The organism is Klebsiella sp. I138 (genome assembly GCF_051131765.1).
Lineage (GTDB): Bacteria > Pseudomonadota > Gammaproteobacteria > Enterobacterales > Enterobacteriaceae > Klebsiella.
Map to the genome: position 1 here is coordinate 1,447,437 of NZ_CP180447.1, position 17,417 is coordinate 1,464,853.

Consider the following 17,417-nt stretch of genomic DNA (forward strand, 5'->3'; position numbering starts at 1 on the left):
CTACACTGCATTCACCTGTTAACTGACTAATTAAAAAAGGAGGCCCCCATGCTGTTCTGTGAAATATCGATTTTTTCACTGACATTTGGTCATCGTACCAGCTCAAGCGTTATCGGTATCGTGCTGCGATAACTTCAGCTTGAGCGAAGACTTCAGAGACTAATTCCCTTCCCTCGGGCTTACCGGGTTATCGTCAGCGATGTTTGACGAGGCATTTTCATGCCTGTAACTCTTGAGTAAGTTCACTATGAGCACATTATTTACCGCACAATCCCTGCATGTTGAAACGGCATTCGGGCCGCTTTTCACTGACCTTTCCTTTACCCTGAAAAAAGGCGATCGCATTGGCCTGATTGGCCATAACGGCTGCGGCAAAAGTACCCTGCTACAGGTGCTGGACGGCACGCTGATACCCGGATCCGGCAGCGTGGCGCTGGCGAACCAGTGTCTGATGGCGCGGGTTGAACAACACCTCCCGGATGTACTGCTGCAACTTTCGCTGATTGAAGTGGTGCTGGCACGGCTGCCCGACGCCGGCCGCGAACAGCAACGCTGGCAGGCAGAACGTTTGCTGGCGGCAATGGGGTTCACAACGACCGAATTCATGCAGCAGGCCGCAACGCTAAGCGGGGGTCAGCATACCCGACTGCTGCTGGCCAGGGCATTGATTCAGCAACCGGATCTCCTGCTGCTGGATGAACCCGGCAACCACCTCGACCTGCCGACCCTGCTGTGGCTGGAAAGCTTCTTGCAAACCTGGCAGGGGAGCTTCGTTCTGGTGTCTCATGACCACCAGTTATTGGATGCTGTAACTAATACCAGTTGGATCCTGCGCGACAGAACGCTGCACACCTTCTCTCTTCCCTGTAGCGCGGCGCGACAGGCGCTGGCAGAACGGGACGACAGCGATGCCCTGCGTCATAAGGCCGAGCAACGCGAAATTGACCGCGTCACCGCCAGCGCCAGACGGCTGGCGACCTGGGGTCAGGTGTATGACAACGAAGACCTTTCGCGCAAAGCCAAACAGATGGAAAAACAGGTTACGCGATTAAAGGAGAGTCAAACCGAACTGACCGCCGGTACGCCGTGGCGTCTGGCGCTGCATGGCGATGCTCTGCGAGCCGATCGTTTGCTCGACATTGAACGGCTACCGGTCCCTCCGGCTCCGGGATTACCGGCCCTGTTCACCGCCGAACTGGCGCGCCTGCGCAGCGGTGACCGGGTGGCGATTATGGGTCGCAACGGCGGCGGCAAATCCTCGCTGTTGCGCCTTCTGTGGCAGCAGATGCAGCAGTCGACGCCGGACGCCGGGCTGCGTCTGCATCCGCGCTTGCATCCGGGTTATTACGACCAGACGCTGCATCAGCTACCGGACAACGCCACGCTGCTGGAGGCGCTGGAAAACTTTGAGCCTGCCGGCGAAGCTCGCAAGCGGGCGCTGATTTCAGCCGGTTTCGGCTGGAGCCGTCACGGACAAAAGGTCAGCACCCTCAGCGGCGGCGAACGTTCCCGGCTGCTGTTTGTCGGCTTGTCGCTGGCTCGCTATAGCCTGCTCCTGCTGGATGAACCCACTAACCATCTGGATATGGAGGGGAAAGAGGCGCTGGCTGCATCGTTGCAGGATTACTCCGGCGGCCTGCTGCTGGTCAGTCATGACCGCCAGTTGATAAGCCAGAGCTGCAATCGCTTCTGGCTGATTGATGACAGCGGGCTGAGCGAGTGGCACTCCGTGGATGAGGTCTACGCGCGCCTGCGCAGCGGGGCCCGCCGGGAATATACGGCGGCGGAGGCTGAAGCCACGGCGGAGCAGGTTGAGGACAGTGACGCCCTGCTGGAACGGTTAGTCGACCTGGAACAGCGGCTGGCGGATGACGTCTCGCGTAAGCCTAAGCATCAAAAACCCCACCTCCAGGCACAGTGGCGTGAGGAGATTGCGGCCCTGAGTGCTAGGCTCAGTTAACAGGGCCTGAATCGCCGGCTAAGGTGGCGACGCCTTAGCCGGTTTTACGACACCCGATGAGCGTCATTCCGCCGTAGCAGAACCTGTCTGGCGTCGGCTAAACTGCTGTTCGGTCATCATCATTCCCCACTGATCGCCTTGCCACTCTTTATGCAGCGTAAAGCCGAATGATTCATAAAGCGCGCGGGCGGCGTTAAGACCGCTGAAGGTCCACAGCTGAACGGCGGAAAAGCCGCGGCGGTCACAAAAGGCCATAGCCTCGGTCAGCAGACGGCGACCCACGCCGCTACCGCGACAGCTGTCATCGAGAATAAACCAACGCAGATGTGCTTCGTTGCCACCCAGGTCTTCACCATCGATGGCGACGGAACCGACGATTTTGCCATCCAGCACCGCCAGCCAAATCTGATTGCATTCGGCGCCCAGTCGTGTCGAAAACTCCGCCAGCCCGCTGGCAACCTTCCCTTCAAAGAAATGGCCGAACCCGTGGTGCCGGGCATAATATTCGCCGTGCATCTGTGCGATGCGGCCAATCATACCGGGCCGGTATCCGGTCACAATAGCCACGTTTTTTGTCGCTGCCGGTATCTGTACTTCGCGGCATTTTGCCAGCGCCTGCGCGTAGGCGCCCAGCCCCTGCGCCACGCGTTGTTGTTGCCCGGCATCGAGATGCGCCAGCGCATCGACAACCCGCATCGCCCCGTAGTCGTTAATCCGGCTGACCGTTGCCCGCCCCTGTTCCGTCAGTTCGAGGTGTTTGAAGCGGGCATCGTCGCTGTCAGGTTTTTCCTGCAGCTCACCGGCGGCCAGCAGGCGGGACAACATACGACTGACGCTCGATTTCTCAAGGCCGAGTATCTGAACCAACTGCGCGGCTGTCATCGCCCCATGCGCGGACACTTCCAGCAACGTATGCACGGCGGAAGGAGAATAGTCGGTCGCGGCCAGGGTGGAACTCATGAAACCGAGTTCACGCACCATCAGACGGGAGGCGCGGCGTATTTCGTTAATAAGCGAGTCATTAATAAGCGATGGATGAGTCATGGTGTCGATGCAGGCTAATTGATAGTTGTATAATACAACCATTGCGGCGGCATTGCTGTCAATCAGGGTCGCCATTTGCCCCTCCTTCCCGCCTGGCATTTCATGCCACAGCAGAGGGTCCTTGCCAGGATTAAAAACGGTCGGAACGGCGCATCTCTGCGCTAAAAAGTCACAGGCACCGGTCGGTGCCTGTTTTTATCTTCTTGTGAATTACTGCGGATTTTTTTCTTTCCAGGCATCCCAGGCCTGTTTGATCTCTTGCTTCGCTGCGGCGGCATCGTTAAAGCCGTTCAGCTCCACCTTTTTACGGCCATCCGGCAGCTGCTTATAGACGCGGAAAAAGGCCTGCAGTCGCTCCTGCTCAATTTTAGGCAGGTCGCTAATATTCTTCACGTCATCATAGGTCGGGTCGATTTTGCTCGCCGGCACGGCAATAATCTTGTCGTCTTTTTCGCCGCCATCGATCATCTTCAGCACGCCAATCGCCCGCAGTTTAATCAACGTCCCCGGTGCCATCGGCGCGCGGGTGTAGAACACCACGTCCAGCGGATCGCCATCTCCCGCCAGCGACTGGGTCAGTGAACCGTAGTTAGCCGGGTAGGCAACCGGCATCGACTGGAAACGATCGGCTATAATAAATCCGGTTTTAGCGTCCGTTTCATATTTAATGATACCGCCGGTTGGGATTTCGGTGACCGCGTAGAACTCTTCCGGGTTGTTCTCCGGCTGCGGGAAGTCCAGTACATTCTGGGCCTGAGCGGCGGCAGACAGGAACAGCGATGCGGCGAGGATAGTTTTTACCAGATGCATTGTAGTGTCACTCTGTTGTTATATGAAATTTACCTGTAAAAGCCTGCCCGTTAGCAATGAACGGAATATGACGCCCTCATTTCACAATTATTAACAGCCAAAATTTATACAAATGTTCGAATTTTGCGCTATTCGTGCTGCTTCAGACCACATATTTCACTAGCAAACTTGCATTCCTGCGCGTTAGGGTTAATCCTTAATGAGTATTATTTGCGAGTGAATAACCCTATTTTTTCCTCAAATTTCAAGGAGTAGATATGAAGGCAGCCGTTGTCACCCACGATCACCAGGTTGATGTGACGGAAAAAACACTGCGCCCCCTGCAACATGGAGAGGCGTTGTTGAAAATGGAGTGCTGTGGCGTATGCCATACCGACCTGCACGTGAAAAACGGCGATTTTGGCGATAAAACCGGCGTGATTCTGGGCCATGAAGGCGTCGGCGTCGTGCAACAGGTCGGTCCAGGCGTCAGCTCCCTGAAACCGGGCGACCGTGCCAGCGTGGCGTGGTTCTTCGAAGGCTGTGGACACTGTGATTACTGTAACAGCGGGAACGAAACGCTCTGTCGCTCGGTAAAAAATGCCGGTTACAGCGTGGATGGCGGGATGGCTGAAGAGTGCATCGTCACCGCTAACTATGCGGTCAAAGTACCGGATGGTCTCGATTCCGCTGCCGCCAGCAGCATCACCTGCGCGGGCGTCACCACCTATAAAGCGGTGAAAGTGTCGCACATTAAACCTGGACAATGGATTGCCATTTATGGCCTCGGCGGCCTCGGCAACCTGGCGTTGCAGTATGCGAAAAACGTGTTCAATGCCAAAGTCATCGCTATCGACGTTAACGATGCGCAGCTGGCGCTGGCATCCGAGATGGGCGCAGATCTGACCATCAATTCCCGCAATGAAGATGCGGCGAAAGTGATTCAGGAAAAAACCGGCGGCGCTCACGCAGCCGTGGTCACGGCCGTTGCCAAAGCAGCATTTAACTCCGCCGTTGACGCCGTGCGCGCCGGTGGCCGCGTTGTAGCCGTTGGCCTGCCGCCGGAAGCAATGAGCCTCGATATTCCACGCCTGGTGCTGGACGGTATCGAAGTCGTTGGCTCACTGGTGGGTACCCGTCAGGATCTGACTGAAGCCTTCCAGTTCGCAGCCGAAGGGAAAGTGGTGCCTAAAGTGACGTTGCGTCCGCTGGGCGATATCAACGCCATCTTTAAAGAGATGGAACAAGGGCAAATTCGCGGCCGTATGGTTATCGATTTCCGCCGCTAAGCCTCGCGCCTCTCCCGCGCCGGGAGAGGCCGTTTTCACTGACTCCGCCGTCGACTCCCCCTCATAAAATATTCCCCCGACGCGGCAAATGCCTTTTCCGCAAATGCTTAGCGCAATTCGTTGGTTCCTTTGTTTATACCCGCGCCCGATGATGGCAACACAATAGATAACAAAGGAATTCACCATGCAAAGCCGTTTTCGCCTGCCCGCGTTGGCAGCCCTCTTTTTATCAGGCGCCTTTTCCGCCTGGGCCGCGGAAGTACCGGTCAAAGGGGGAACATTAATTTATCTGGAGCAGCAGCCGCACACCAATCTCTATCCGCCGGCCGGGGGGTTTTATCCGAACGGTGGCATTCTTAATCAAATAACCGATAAGCTGACCTGGCAAAACCCGAAGACCCTTGAGGTGGAACCGTGGATCGCGGAAAGCTGGCTCACGAACGCCGACAAAACCGAATATACCTTCACCCTGCGCCCCGGTGTCACCTTCTCCGACGGCACCCCGCTGGATGCTAACGCGGTTGCCAAAAACTTTGATACCTACGGCCTCGGTAATAAAGCCCATCGTCTGCCGGTCTCTGAAGTCATCAACAACTACGACCATAGTGAAGTCATCAACCCGCTGACGGTGAAATTCTACTTCAAAAAGCCGTCACCGGGCTTCCTGCAGGGAACCGCCACGATCGGCTCCGGGCTGGTTTCCCTCAGCACATTGCAGCGTAATTTCGACGAACTCGGCGATGCGCGCAATATTATCGGCTCCGGTCCGTTTACGGTAAAAGATGAAAAGCCGGGCCGCGAACTGACGCTGGTCGCCCGTAAAGATTACCAGTGGGGGCCCAAAAATCTCGCCCAGCAAGGGCCTGCCAATCTCGATGGGATCACTTTTATCGTCACGCCGGAAGACAGCGTGCGGATTGGCGCACTGCTGGCGGGACAGGCCGGTTTTATTCGCCAGGTGCAGGCCTATGATGAAAAACAGGCCACCGATCAGGGCTTCAGGATTTATGCCGCCCCCACCCGCGGCGTCAATGACAGCCTGAGCTTCCGTCCCGATAATCCGCTGGTTTCCGATCTGCGCGTGCGCCAGGCGTTACTGCACGCCACTAACGCCCGACAGGTCGTCGAAACTCTGTTCTCCGCCAACTACCCGCAGGCCACTTCGGCCATCGCCAGCACGGCGGCAGGTTACGTGAATCTGAGCGACAAACTGACTTTCGACCAGGCGAAGGCCCGGCGGTTACTGGATGAAGCCGGCTGGAAACCCGCTGCCGACGGTATCAGAGTGAAAGAGGGTCAGCGCCTGGCGCTGACGGTGTATGAATCTCTGCCGCAGCCGCAAAACAAAGAAGTGCTTCAGTTGATTGCCCAGCAGTGGCGACAGATCGGTGCGGCACTCAGCGTAAAAGCGGGCGATGCCGGCAGCCGGGTACTCGATAACCTCGATCCGCTGAAGACTCCGCTGACCGTTTCGGAAGTGGGTCGCGCCGACCCCGACGTGGTGAAAAGTATGTTCTTCCCGACCAACCGCGATGCCCTTCTGCAACGTGGCGGCTCCAGCGACAAAGTCCAACACTTTCGCGACGACAAGCTTAACGATCTGCTGAGCGCAATTTCCGCCGAAGTCGATACGCCAAAACGCCTGCAGCTGACCGGCGATGCCCAACGTTATCTGCTGGATAACGCCTACGTGATCCCGATATTTGAAGAGCCGCAGGTCTTTGCCGGCGCGACATGGGTGAAAGGCGTGAGCTTTGAAGCCGTCGGCCGCCCGTCGTTCTACGGCGCCTGGCTGGAAAAACACTAAGGAGCATGGGATGAGCCACACTCTTTTGCAACGTCTGGGCCAGAGTTTGCTGGTGCTATGGGCGGCCTTTACCCTCTCCTTCGTGCTGCTTCAGGTGCTTCCGGGGGATGCGGTATTGATCAAGTTCCAGAACCCGGATCTGGGCCTCAGCCCGGCCCAGATCGCCGAAATGCGCATTGCCTACGGCGCCGACAGCCCGCTCTGGAAGCAGTATTTTCACACCTTAGCGGCGATGTTGCAGGGGGATTTTGGCTACTCATTACAGGCGGGTATTGCGGTCAGTACGCTGCTGGCCAGCAATCTACCGGATACCCTTAGCCTCGCTATCCCGGCATTTCTCCTGGCTATCGCCCTGGCTTTCAGCCTCGCCTTTGCCTCACGCCTGCCGGGCCTGCGCTGGCTAAGTAATACGTTGCAGTCTTTGCCGGTGTTGTTTATCTCACTGCCGACGTTTTGGCTGGGTATTGCGCTGATTCAGCTATTTTCCTTCCAGCTACGCTGGATCCCGGTGATCAACCCCGGCCCGCTACAGGGGTTGATACTGCCCATTATCGCCGTTGCGGTGCCCATCTCCGCACCGCTGGCGCAGATCCTGATGCGCAGCATGGATCAGGTGGCCGCCCTGCCGTTTGTGGCGGTAGCCCGCGCCAAAGGGATGAGCGAAACCGGGGTCCTGTGGCGCCACATCACCGGCAACGCCCTGCTGCCGGCGTTGAATATCGCCGGGCTGCTGCTTGGGGAGCTGATCGCTGGCGCATTGATTACTGAAACCGTCTTCGGCCGCGGCGGCCTGGGCCAGCTGACCCAGCAGGCGGTCAACAACCAGGATATTGCCGTGCTGCAGGCGGTGGTCATGATCTCCGCCCTCGCATTTGTGGTGATTAACCTGCTGGTGGATCTGCTGATGCCCCTGTTCGATCCGCGTTTGAAAACACTGACCGGAGGAGTGGTATGAGCCTCGTTGATTACGCAACCGCGGTCCGCCGTCGGGCGCCCGCTCGCCAGCCGCTACGTTTCCAGCCAGGGTTGTGGCTGGCCTGGGGCATTATGATTCTGGCGCTGTTAATGGCGATCGCGCCGCAGATCTTCAGCGCTTATAACCCGCTTGAAGGTATTCCCGGCGCACAGCGTCTGGCACCGCAGGCGGGTCACTGGCTGGGTACCGATCAGCTGGGGCGCGACCTGTGGACGCGGATCGTCTATGGCGCGGTGCACTCTCTTTCCGCCGCGCTGGCGGCCGTCGCCATCGGCCTGCTGGTCGGTACCGCCCTCGGCACCCTGGCCGGCGCCGTTGCCGGACGCGTCGAGTCGCTGGTCATGCGCCTGGTCGACGTTCTGCTGGCGATCCCGTCGCTGCTGCTGTCATTGACGGTGATCATCCTGCTCGGGTTCGGCACCGTTAACGCCGCGGTTGCCGTCGGCGTCGCCGCCATTGCCAGTTTTGCCCGTCTGGCCCGAGCGGAAGTGGTCCGCGTGCGCCACAGCGATTACGTCGAAGCGGCCTTCGGCAGCGGCGGCACCTTCTTCGCCGTCTTCTGGCGGCATATTTTACCCAACTCACTCACCGCCGTGCTGGCCTTCGCCACGCTGCAGTTTGGCCAGGCGATTCTCGCCCTCTCCACGCTGAGCTTTCTCGGTTACGGCACGCCGCCGCCGGTGCCTGAGTGGGGCCTGCTGATTGCCGAAGGACGCAATTATCTTTCAACCGCCTGGTGGCTGACGACCTTTCCCGGCGTTGCGGTGATCGCCGTCGTGCTGGCGGCAAACCGCATCAGCCGTCAATTTAGCGGAGACCGCTCATGAACGTATTACGCGTGGAAAATCTGCGTATCAGCTACCGCTCCCGCCACCGCTGGCAGGAAGTCGTGCATAACGTCAGCTTCACTCTGAAACGCGGGGAAATGCTGGCGTTTGTCGGCGAATCCGGCTCCGGTAAAACAACCACCGCGCAGGCTATTATTGGCCTGCTGGCAGACAACGCCCGACGCGATAGCGGGCGAATTGACATTAACGGCGAGGATATCAGCCGCTGGTCCGGGAAACGTCTTGATAGCCTGCGCGGCGCACGCATCAGTCTGATCCCGCAGGACCCGGGTAACGCCCTGAACCCGGTGCAGACGATAGGCGCTCAGGTCGGCGAAATTCTGCGTCTGCATCAGAAAACCAGCGCCGTCGAGCGCAAGCAGCAGGTTCTGGCCCTGTTGAGTAAAGTCGGTCTCAGCCATCCCGAGCAGCGCATTAATCAGTATCCGCATCAGCTCTCCGGCGGCATGAAACAGCGGGTATTAATCGCCATCGCCATCGCCCTGAAACCGGATTTGATTATTGCCGACGAGCCGACCAGCGCCCTCGATGTCACCGTACAAAAACGCATCCTCGACCTGCTCGATACGCTACGCCGGGAGTCCGGGACCGCGGTGCTGTTTGTTACCCACGACCTGGCGCTGGCCGCCCAGCGCGCCGACAGGCTACTGGTCTTTCGCCACGGGGAAATTCAGGAACAAGGCCTGACGGCGGATGTCGTGCGCACGCCGCAGCATGCCTACACTCGCCAGCTGTTAAACGACCTGTCGGGAAGCCAGCTAACGCTTGAGGCGAAACGCCGCCAGCATCATGCGACTCCCGCCATTCGCGTGGCCGATATCAGCAAACGCTTTGCGCTGGGGGACGCGCAGCTGCAGGCGCTGGACGCTGTCAGTTTTGAAGTGAAACGCGGCACGACTCATGCGCTGGTTGGCGAATCCGGTTCGGGAAAAACCACCCTGGCGCGGATCCTGCTGGGTTTTGAACATGCCGATAGCGGCCATATCGCCATTGACGGGATCGACGCTGGTCATTTAAGCCGCGAGGCGCAGCGTCAGCTGCGGCGTAAAATTCAGTTCGTCTATCAGAATCCGTTCGCCTCCCTCGACCCGCGCCAGACGCTATTTGAGATTATCGAGGAGCCGCTGAAAAATTTCGAACCGTTGAGTCCGGCCATACGCCGCGCCCGCGTCGAGGCAGTCGCCGCGAGGGTCGCCCTGGTCCCGGAGCTACTGACGCGGACCGCCCGCGAACTTTCCGGCGGCCAACGACAGCGGGTAGCCATTGCGCGCGCGCTGGTGCTGGAGCCGACGATTCTGGTCCTCGATGAAGCTACTTCCGCGCTGGATGTCACCGTTCAGGCGCAGATACTCGCCCTGCTTCAGCAGCTGCAACAGCAGCTTGGGCTCAGCTATCTGTTTATCACCCACGACCTGGCGACGGTGCGCCGCATCGCCCACAGCGTCACGGTCCTGCGCGCCGGTGAGGTGGTCGAGTACGGCGAGGTCAGCCGCCTGTTTACTCAACCGCAGCACGACTATACCCGCGAGCTTATCGCCGCCATTCCTCACGTATCCACCCTGAGCAAGGAGATCGCATGACGCGTAAACGCCTGGGCTTTTTTACCCGCCTACTGGACAACGTCGCCCCGCAAGAGCGCTATCGGCTGGCCACCGAACAAATTCGCCACGCTGAACGCCTGGGCTTTGACAGCGCGTGGATTGCACAGCATCACTTCCACGAGCGTGAAGGTGGCCTGCCTTCGCCGCTGGTCTTTCTCGCCCATGTTGCAGCACACACCGAACATATTCGTCTCGGCACCGCCATTATCACGCTGCCGATGGAGAACGCGCTGCGGGTTGCCGAAGATGCGGCGGTGCTGGATTTACTGGCTGACGGGCGCCTTGAAGTTGGCTTCGGCTCTGGCGGTACGCCAACCTCTTTTCTGCCGTTTGGCTTAACCAGCGAGCAGCGGGGAGCCGCGTTTGCCGATAATCTGCATCTGATCCAGAGCGCCTGGCGCGGTGATTCACTGGCCCATCCCGACAATCATCTCTACCCACCGGCACCGCAACTGGCCGAACGAATATGGATAGCGACCTTTTCGATAGAGGGCGCCGTTCGCGCCGGCCAGGCCGGGCACGGTTTAATGCTCTCCCGAACGCAGCCGCGCCCGCACGGGCAGCCCGGCCTGCCGCTGGATGCTATCCAGAATCCGATTATCGATGCCTACCTCGCGGCACTGCCCGCCGGCGTCGCCCCAAGGATCCTTGCCTCGCGCACCGCGTTTCTTGCCGACAGTCAGGAATATGCTCTGCAGGTCGCCGCGTCGGGATTACGCCAGCAGGCGGCGGCTCATCGCACCGCCGGCCATGAAATTATCGGTGACACCGTCACTGATCATATGTCGCAGCTGGATGCCCACGTTGGCGATGTCGAACATGTGCTGGCATCACTGGCGCGGGACAGCGTCCTGGCCCGCGTGACCGATATTTCGTTCCAGGTGCACTCCGTCGAACCATCGCACCGTGACACGCTGCGTTCCCTTGAGCTGATTGCTCAATATATTGCCCCGCCACTAAGGTAAGGAGTCACCATGACATTGCGTCAGGATATTTTGACAGAGCTGGCCGAGATTTCCCCGGATTCCCCGTTAGCGGCGGCCCGGGCCGTACGCGAAGCGGCAACCCGTCACGCGCAGGGCAGCTATGAAGTGCTGTTCAGCCAGCAGGATGAGGACTTCCCGCCAGATGAGCGTTTTGCCATCGCCGCGAAAGTGGCGAAGCTGCATCAGGCTGATGCGCTGGCAGCCCACTATGCCGGTTTCGGTCTCGCCGACCCGACTTCACCGCGGCTGACCCCGGCGCTGGCGTTTGCCCGCCTGTTAACGTTCACCCCGGTGGAGGCCACCCCTTCGGCGCTGCAGGCGCTCACCCGTGCAGGCTGGAGCCCGCGCGGGATAGTCACCCTCGCCCAGCTGATTGCGTTCGTCAGCTTCCAGAGCCGTCTGCTTAACGGCCTGCGGCTACTGAACGGAAAATCGTATGCCAGCGCCGATACCCCGGTAGCCGCTGGGTTCTGGCACACCACGCCGCAAACGGCGAGCGGCAAACCGGCCCCGGTGCATTTCACCCGTGAGGAGCTGAACTGGGAACCCTGGCTCGCCGCCAAGCCGCTGGAAGCATTCACCGACGCCGAACAGGCGATTCTGGCGAGGTTTGGGCATACGGATTCCCCCTATTTTCGTCTGCTGGCGCGCAATCAGCCGGTGCTGGAACAGCGTACGCTGACCGATAAAGGCATCTTCTACACGCCTGGCGGCCTGCCGCGCGCTGAACGAGAGCTGGCCGCCACGGTGGCCAGTAAGGTTAACGGCTGTATTTATTGCGCATCGGTACATGCCCGCAAAGCAGCACAGCTGGCAAAAGATGAGATTGCGGTAGAAACGCTGCTGGCGGTCACGCCGGGAGAAAAGTTGAGCGACGGTCAGTCGCCGCGCTGGCGGGCGGAAATTGATTTCGCCGCCGCCCTTTCCGTCACCCCGCCGGCCCTGAGTAGCGCACATCTCCAGGAACTGGAGCAGCACGGGCTGGACACCCTCGCCCAGCTCGATCTGCTGCAATCGGCTGCCTTTTTCGCATGGGCTAACCGGCTGATGTTGACCCTCGGCGAACCGTGGGAGACTCGTTAGTCCGCTACGCCCGCCGCTATGCGGCTCCGCTGGTCGCGGGCGTAAATCAACAGGGCTGTCATCGCCAGGAAGGAGAGCAGCGCCGCCGGAAGCGCAATCGAATTCCAGCCGAAGCCTGAGGTGATCATCATTCCACCGCAGAATGCGCCAATGGCGCTGCCGAGGTTAAAGGCTATCTGCCCACCGGCCGCCCCCAGCATTTCGCCGCCTCGCGCATTTTGCAGCAGCAGAATTTGCAGCGGCGCCGCCAGGGCAAATAGCCCGGCACAGCAGATAAACGCCAGCATCAGCGACGCCGTTTTATGATCGCCAAAGAGAAATATCAGTAACATCACCACCACAATGGCACCATCGGTGGTCGCCGCAATGCGCAGCGGACTGTAGCGACCGGAGATTTTTCCACTCAGCAGATTACCGATGACCATTCCCAGCCCGACCAACATCATAATGGCGATCATCGCGCTTTCGGAAAATCCGGAGACATTGATCATAAACGGTTTGATATAGCTGAACCACGTAAACACCCCGGCGTTGCCAAACAGGGTAGCGGCGAAAATAAGCCACGGCGCGGGCGAGGCCAAAAAGTGGAATTGTTCGCGCAGCCGGGTTGTCGATTTATCAAAGACCGTCGGAACCCACCAGAGAATCGACATCAGGACCGCAACATTGAATATCGCGATGCCCAGAAAGGTATAGCGCCAGCTGAACTGATGCCCAAGCCAGGTCCCGGCGGGGACGCCGATAAGGTTAGCCACCGTCATGCCGGCAATCATCCCCGCAACCGCCGCGGTGACTTTGCCCGGCGGCGCCACCTTCGACAAAATAATGGCTCCGACGCCAAAAAAGGCGCCGTGGGGGAAACCGGAGACCAGGCGACCCAGGGCCAACATGAAATAGCTGGAAGAAAAGGTAAAAAGCGTATTCCCGACAATACAAAGCGCGGCGAGAAACAGCATGACCGATTTTAATGAAAAGCGGCTGGAAAACAGCGCCATCACCGGAGCGCCAATCACTACGCCAAAGGCGTACCAGGCAATCATGTTACCGGCGACCGGAATGGAGATCCCGACATCGTGCGCAATTTCCGGCAGTACGCCCATAATGCCAAATTCCGCCATGCCCAGGCCGAACGTCCCCAGGGCGAGCGAAAAAATCGTCTTTTTCATTGAGTTAATCACGTTTTTTGGATTTTCGGCCGGCATTATTGACCATTCAGGATCGGCAAACCAGACAAAAACGCCCGCTGACCCGTTTGTCCATAAAATAGCGCAATCCATTCATGTGAGCCATGCAATGAGAGAGAGGGTTTAGAGAAATAACGTAGATGAGAAGAGAGGAAGACTACGCGATGCATAACTGAAGGAAGCCGTATCGCGGAGCAATACGGCTGGAAATATTAGTCGGTCGCTTTGCCGATCATGCCGCCCGCGCCTGCGCCCAGCGCCGCACCTTTAAGCACGCTGTTGCCGGTTACGGCGGCGGTCCCCGCGCCGACCGCAGCGCCAACCGCCCCGCCGGTACGTGCGGCCTTCCCTTTATCACCGTGCTCGGTCATCGCGCCGACGCCGCCGCCAACCACCGCGCCTTGTACCGTGGAGCGCACGCTTTTGCCGGTTAACGCCCCTACGGCGGCCCCCGCCACGGCGCCACCGGCCGTTTTATCCATCGCGCTGGCGGAAAAGGCCAGCGTACAACCCAGAAGAATGGCTATCCCGTTTACTGTTTTCATCAGTCAATTCCTTTTTAATTCGCTCCCGAGAGCGTTCATGCCCGCGGCACGGGCGATACTCAGGAGCCAGACCTGACGGTCTGAGGTAAAGAGTCAGCACAAGGTAGGCGCTCATCGGCTGAATAAACAGTAAAAACTTGTCCATTTCTGGATAAGTTTTTATTCACCCTGCAACCGTCACGCCTCGCAGACTTCGTGGGCTAAGGCGCGGAAATATCATAATTTCCGCCACTATTTCCCGGGGTGATTACACTTTACGGTACACAAGCCCCATTTCCCCTCTTATAACGGAGCGATAGCCATGGGAAACAACAAAAAGACCAAGGGCGTAGCGGGTTCAACAAAAATGAAACCGCTGGGCGATAAAGAGTATGAAAAGGCGCTGCGTAAACTTCACGTTGAGCTGGTTAAGCTTCAGCAGTGGGTGGTCAGTCAGGGACTGAAGGTCTGTATTGTGTTCGAAGGCCGCGACGGCGCCGGGAAAGGCGGCACCATCAAGGCGATCACCGAGCGGGTCAGCCCGCGCGTATTCCGGGTGATTGCCCTGCCGGCCCCCACCGACAAAGAAAAGACCCAGCTTTATTTCCAGCGCTACATCCCGCATCTCCCGGCCGCCGGTGAAATCGTGATTTTCGACCGCAGCTGGTATAACCGGGCAGGCGTTGAACGGGTTATGGGATTTTGCACCGCCGATGAAGTCGATAAATTTCTCCAGGGGGCGCCGCTGGTAGAACGCTCGATGGTGGAGTCAGGCATCATTCTGCTTAAGTACTGGCTGGAGGTGACGCCGGAAGAACAGGAGCGCCGGCTCCGCGACCGAATTGATGACGGGCGTAAAATCTGGAAGCTGTCGCCGATGGATATCAAGTCGTTTAACCGCTGGGATGAATATACCCAGGCCAGGGATTCGATGTTTGCCGCCACCGACACTTCATGGGCGCCGTGGTTTGTAGCACGTTCGGAAGAGAAGAAGCGGGTACGGCTGAATATTATTACCCATCTGCTGTCGCAGATCCCGTATAAAAGTATCGATTCCGAACCGGTAAAATTACCCAAACGAAAAATTGGCAAAGTCAAAACGGCCGATTATCCCTTCCGTTTTATTGCCGAACGTTTCTGACCAGGAGCCCGCCTTTCCCGCATTGAGCTCGTCTATCGCGGCAGGAAAGGCCATCCCCCCCTTTTCTGGTGAGCTCAAATCGACAAACCCGCTGTTTACCTCAAGTTAGCTTTAGGTCTTACGCTTAACACCTATCAGTGCAAACGACGATAAGGACATGATATGCATGAGATTGACAGCGGTTTTACCCACGTCGCCTTTACGGTGCGGGATCTGGACAAGAGCATCGATTTTTATACCCGTTACACCGCCATGCAGGTGATTCACCAGCGTTCGCCGGGCCTGCCCTCGGCTCGCCACGTGGCGTGGTTGAGCGATCGAACCCGGCCATTCGCCCTGGTGCTGGTGCAGGCGGATGAACAAACCGATACCCCGCTGGGGCCGTTTGGCCACTTAGGCGTGGCCTGTGCGACAAAAGAAGACATTGACGCCAAAACCGCGATGGCGCAGCGGGAAGGTGTCCTGAGAAAAGCCCCGGAGCAGCTCGGCGAGCCGGTAGGCTATTACGTGTTTTTCCGCGACCCGGATGGCAATACGCTGGAGCTCTCTTACGGCCAGCGCGTCGGGCTGGAAGTCCTGCGCGGCGAAAGCTGAAAGCACATGGCGCGACCCGGTCGCGCCATGATCCGGTCAGGAACGGCGAGATATGATGCCTTCCTCACTCTCCTTTTTCGCTTCCAGACGCTCAACCTCACGGTACCAGCGCGGATGGTGCTTCTTCGCCCAGCGGCGGCTCACTTTCCCTTCAACCATGCCCTTAATCGACCCTTTGACCCAGAACGCCATATACATATGGATAAGAATGACGTGAATCAAAATAATCGCCGAGGTGGCATGAATCAGCAGGCTGTAGCGAATAACCTGGATCGGGAAAAAGGGCGCAAACCAGGGACGCCAGATAATCACCCCGGTCACCAGTAGCACGAAAATCATGCTCATGATGGTCCAGAACATCATCTTCTGCCCGGCGTTATATTTGCCGACGCGGGCCACCTTATGTTCATTGCCCTTCAGCACTTCGACAATCCCCTTCAGCCACGGGATGTCCTGCTTGTCCGGAATGTTATGCTGGACAAAACGGACAAACATGAACATCAGGGCGACGAAGATAGCCACGCCGAAGAAGGGATGCAAAATGCGCCCCATCTGCGGTGTCCCAAAGGTTTCCGTCAGCCACTGCAACGTCGGGAAAAAGAACGAGATCCCGGAGAGCGCCACCAGAAAGAAGCAGATAACCACCGTCCAGTGACAGGCGCGATCGATAAACTTTGTGCGCACAATCATTTTCGATTTATTCATCATGCTCCTCCTCGTCATCATCCACTTCCTTGTTCGGCCCGATGCCAATGTAGTGATAAATCAACCCGGCAAAGGTGGCAATAAACCCGGCCGCCGACAGCGGTTTAAGGGCCCCTTTCCACAGATTTATGCTGGTATCAATCTGCGGGTTTTTCGGCAAATTGTGGTACAGCTCCGGCTGGTCAAGGTGATGCAGCACGTACATCACGTGAGTACCGCCAACGCCCTGCGGGTTATACACTCCGGCCTGGGAGTAGCCGCGCGCTTTCAGCTTGTTGACCCGCTCCTGCGCCACTTCCAGCATCTCCTTCTTGGTACCGAAATGAATGGCACCGGTCGGGCAGGTTTTCACACAGGCCGGTTCCTGGCCGACGCTGACGCGATCCACGCAGAGGGTACATTTATAGACCCGGTTGTCCTCTTTATTGAGGCGCGGGATATTAAACGGACACCCGGCAATGCAGTAGCCGCAGCCGATGCAGTTTTCCTGCTGAAAATCGACGATACCGTTCGCGTACTGAATAATCGCTCCCGCCGAGGGGCAGGCTTTCAGGCAGCCAGGTTCCTCACAGTGCATACAGCCGTCTTTGCGGATCAGCCACTCCAGCCTGCCGTTCTGTTCGGTTTCGCTAAAGCGCATCACCGTCCAGGATTTTGCGCTCAGGTCCGCCGGATTATCGTAGACTCCGACGCAATGCCCTACCTCATCACGGATATCGTTCCACTCTGAACAGGCCACCTGGCAGGCTTTGCAGCCCACGCAGGAGGAGACATCAATCAGCTTGGCCACTTCCGCTTTGTAGTCCCGCGCGCGCGGCGCGGGCGTGATTGGATTGGTTGCGGAGCGTTTAATAATGTCTTGTGTTTCCATTGCCATTGAATCGCT

Annotated in this window: 16 protein-coding genes; 10 read left to right on the forward strand and 6 right to left on the reverse strand. The window is 58.3% G+C overall.

Annotated features, from left to right (window positions below; all coding sequences use genetic code 11):
* Nucleotides 1-247: 247 nt before the first annotated feature.
* Entirely contained in the window at nt 248-1,960 is a 1,713-nt protein-coding gene (locus ACMYSK_RS06720; RefSeq protein ID WP_434641241.1) for an ABC-F family ATP-binding cassette domain-containing protein, read from the forward strand.
* Nucleotides 1,961-2,023: 63 nt separating this feature from the next.
* Here ACMYSK_RS06720 and ACMYSK_RS06725 read toward each other — a convergent pair whose 3' ends face one another.
* Complete coding sequence (locus tag ACMYSK_RS06725) at nt 2,024-3,004, reverse strand: bifunctional helix-turn-helix transcriptional regulator/GNAT family N-acetyltransferase (RefSeq protein ID WP_434643954.1); 981 nt, start codon at nt 3,002-3,004, stop codon at nt 2,024-2,026.
* Nucleotides 3,005-3,214: 210 nt separating this feature from the next.
* Nucleotides 3,215-3,814 carry an inorganic diphosphatase gene (locus ACMYSK_RS06730; RefSeq protein WP_434641243.1) on the reverse strand — a complete coding sequence of 200 codons (600 nt, stop codon included), beginning with the start codon at nt 3,812-3,814 and terminating at the stop codon, nt 3,215-3,217.
* Nucleotides 3,815-4,071: 257 nt separating this feature from the next.
* On the opposite strand from ACMYSK_RS06730, the gene adhP reads away from it, so the two are divergent.
* From adhP to ACMYSK_RS06765, 7 genes are all read left to right on the forward strand, one after another.
* Nucleotides 4,072-5,082, forward strand: a complete 1,011-nt coding sequence (adhP, locus tag ACMYSK_RS06735; protein ID WP_434641245.1) for an alcohol dehydrogenase AdhP — start codon at nt 4,072-4,074, stop codon at nt 5,080-5,082.
* A 184-nt stretch (nt 5,083-5,266) separates the two neighbouring features.
* Entirely contained in the window at nt 5,267-6,889 is a 1,623-nt protein-coding gene (locus ACMYSK_RS06740; RefSeq protein ID WP_434641247.1) for a TIGR04028 family ABC transporter substrate-binding protein, read from the forward strand.
* 10 nt (nt 6,890-6,899) lie between these two features.
* Nucleotides 6,900-7,844 (forward strand): ABC transporter permease, encoded by a 945-nt coding sequence (locus ACMYSK_RS06745; protein WP_434641248.1) that lies wholly within the window; start codon nt 6,900-6,902, stop codon nt 7,842-7,844.
* Nucleotides 7,841-8,692, forward strand: a complete 852-nt coding sequence (locus ACMYSK_RS06750; RefSeq protein WP_434641250.1) for an ABC transporter permease — start codon at nt 7,841-7,843, stop codon at nt 8,690-8,692. Before ACMYSK_RS06745 ends, ACMYSK_RS06750 begins: the two co-directional genes overlap by 4 nt.
* A complete protein-coding gene (locus tag ACMYSK_RS06755) occupies nt 8,689-10,293 on the forward strand; it encodes a dipeptide ABC transporter ATP-binding protein (protein WP_434641252.1) in 1,605 nt (534 codons plus the stop codon). The genes ACMYSK_RS06750 and ACMYSK_RS06755 overlap by 4 nt, the downstream gene beginning before the upstream one ends.
* Nucleotides 10,290-11,279: a putative FMN-dependent luciferase-like monooxygenase gene (locus ACMYSK_RS06760; protein WP_434641254.1), complete on the forward strand. Its 990-nt coding sequence runs from the start codon at nt 10,290-10,292 to the stop codon at nt 11,277-11,279. Before ACMYSK_RS06755 ends, ACMYSK_RS06760 begins: the two co-directional genes overlap by 4 nt.
* A 9-nt stretch (nt 11,280-11,288) precedes the next feature.
* Nucleotides 11,289-12,383, forward strand: coding sequence for an alkylhydroperoxidase domain protein (locus tag ACMYSK_RS06765; RefSeq protein WP_434641256.1), 1,095 nt, complete (start codon nt 11,289-11,291; stop codon nt 12,381-12,383).
* On the opposite strand, the gene araJ is transcribed toward ACMYSK_RS06765, so the two are convergent.
* On the reverse strand, nt 12,380-13,549 hold the full coding sequence (gene araJ / locus ACMYSK_RS06770; protein WP_434641257.1) for an MFS transporter AraJ: 1,170 nt from the start codon (nt 13,547-13,549) through the stop codon (nt 12,380-12,382). The two genes, ACMYSK_RS06765 and araJ, sit on opposite strands and share 4 nt — an antisense overlap.
* Nucleotides 13,550-13,779: 230 nt before the next feature.
* The gene (locus ACMYSK_RS06775; RefSeq protein WP_434641259.1) at nt 13,780-14,112 is read right to left on the reverse strand and encodes a glycine zipper family protein; all 333 of its coding nucleotides are present in this window, start codon (nt 14,110-14,112) and stop codon (nt 13,780-13,782) included.
* Nucleotides 14,113-14,413: 301 nt separating this feature from the next.
* Between ACMYSK_RS06775 and ppk2 the strand changes: the two genes are divergently transcribed.
* Together ppk2 and ACMYSK_RS06785 are read left to right on the forward strand one after the other, a co-directional pair.
* Nucleotides 14,414-15,232, forward strand: a complete 819-nt coding sequence (ppk2, locus tag ACMYSK_RS06780; RefSeq protein WP_434641261.1) for a polyphosphate kinase 2 — start codon at nt 14,414-14,416, stop codon at nt 15,230-15,232.
* 162 nt (nt 15,233-15,394) lie between these two features.
* Complete coding sequence (locus tag ACMYSK_RS06785) at nt 15,395-15,826, forward strand: VOC family protein (RefSeq protein WP_434641263.1); 432 nt, start codon at nt 15,395-15,397, stop codon at nt 15,824-15,826.
* Between the two features lie 36 nt (nt 15,827-15,862).
* On the opposite strand, the gene fdnI is transcribed toward ACMYSK_RS06785, so the two are convergent.
* Both fdnI and fdxH read right to left on the reverse strand, forming a co-directional pair.
* Nucleotides 15,863-16,531, reverse strand: a complete 669-nt coding sequence (gene fdnI / locus ACMYSK_RS06790) for a formate dehydrogenase-N subunit gamma (RefSeq protein ID WP_434643957.1) — start codon at nt 16,529-16,531, stop codon at nt 15,863-15,865.
* Nucleotides 16,524-17,408, reverse strand: coding sequence for a formate dehydrogenase subunit beta (gene fdxH, locus ACMYSK_RS06795; protein ID WP_434641265.1), 885 nt, complete (start codon nt 17,406-17,408; stop codon nt 16,524-16,526). Before fdxH ends, fdnI begins: the two co-directional genes overlap by 8 nt.
* Between the last annotated feature and the right edge of the window lie 9 nt (nt 17,409-17,417).